Origin of the sequence: Rhizocola hellebori, from assembly GCF_016862955.1 — a bacterium.
Taxonomy (GTDB): Bacteria; Actinomycetota; Actinomycetes; order Mycobacteriales; family Micromonosporaceae; genus Rhizocola; species Rhizocola hellebori.
In genome coordinates, this window is the sequence record NZ_BONY01000187.1 from 1 (window position 1) to 1,395 (window position 1,395).

Genomic DNA, 1,395 nt, shown 5'->3' on the forward strand with positions numbered 1-1,395 from the left:
GGGACTGTCTCGCCAAGGGTGTTTCTGGCGTCTTCGGTTAGTAGGTTTCGGCGGCTGGGAATCGGTCGGCGAAGGTGATGGCGAATGCGTTGAGGGCCGGTTTCCAGCGCATGGCCCATCGTGCCCGTCCTTGCCCGGTCGGGTCTAGTGACCGGGTGACCAGGTAGAGACATTTGAGTGCAGCCTGCTCCGAAGGGAAGTGTCCGCGGGCTTTGATCGCCCGCCGGTAGCGGGCGTTCAAACTCTCAATAGCGTTGGTGCTACACAGGATCCGCCGTATCTCGATGTCGTAGTCGAGGAACGGGATGAACTCGGCCCAGGCGTTGTCCCACAGTCGGATGACCGCCGCATACCGATGGCCCCAGGTGTCGGCCAAATGCTCGAACGCGGCCCGGGCCGCATCGGCGTTGACGGCGGTGTAGATCGGTTTGACGTCGCGTTGCAGCGCGGGCCAGTCCCGTTTGGAGGCCAGCCGCAACGTGTTACGGATCAGATGGATGATGCATGTCTGCACGATGGTCTGCGGCCACACGTTCGCCACCACCTCCGGCAGGCCCTTGAGGCCGTCGCAGACCACGAAGAACACATCGCGGACCCCACGGTTACGCAGGTCGGTCAGCACCGCCATCCAGAATTTGGCACCCTCCCCACCGGTGCCGGCCCACAACCCGAGCACGTCCTTCTCACCATCCAGGGTGACCCCGATCGCGGCGTAGACCGGCCGGTTGGCGACCTGCCCATCCCTGACCTTGACCACGATCGCATCGATGAACACCGCGGCGTACACCGCTTCCAAAGGCCGCACCGACCAGTCGTTCATCTCCTCGACGACCTTGTCAGTGATCCGTGAGACCGTCTCCTTGCTCACCGACGCCCCGTAAATCTCGGCAAAATGCGCCGAGATCTCACCAGTGGTCAAACCCTTGGCATACAACGAAAGCACGATCTCGTCGACCCCGTTCAAGCGCCGCTGACGCTTCTTCACGATCTGCGGCTCGAACGTGCCAGCCCGATCCCTGGGCACCTCGATACCCACATGCCCAGAGGCCTCTGTCAGCACCGTCTTGGACCGAGTCCCGTTGCGGACATTGCCCGACCCTGCACCAGCCGGATCACGCTTGGCATAGCCCAGGTGCTCGGTCATCTCCTCGTTGAGCGCCGTCTCCAACACGGTCTTGGTCAACTGCTTGAGCAGCCCATCCGGGCCAGTCAGCGCCAGCCCCTGCTCCTTGGCCAGCCGCACCAACTCGGCCGCCGCCGCCGCTTCCGCCGACAGCTCCGGCTTCTTCTTCCTCGCGGTCACATCGTCCAGTGTCGTAGTCATCACGGCACCCTCCTCGCCGGGGCATCACCCCCGGCGGGTCAGGCCAGAAACACCGTTAGATCCACAGTCCC

At 63.7% G+C, this 1,395-nt stretch carries 1 protein-coding gene; it reads right to left on the minus strand.

Annotated features, from left to right (window positions below):
• Positions 1-37 precede the first annotated feature (37 nt).
• Positions 38-1,324: an IS256 family transposase gene (locus Rhe02_RS49415; protein WP_203915546.1), complete on the minus strand. Its 1,287-nt coding sequence runs from the start codon at positions 1,322-1,324 to the stop codon at positions 38-40.
• Between the last annotated feature and the right edge of the window lie 71 nt (positions 1,325-1,395).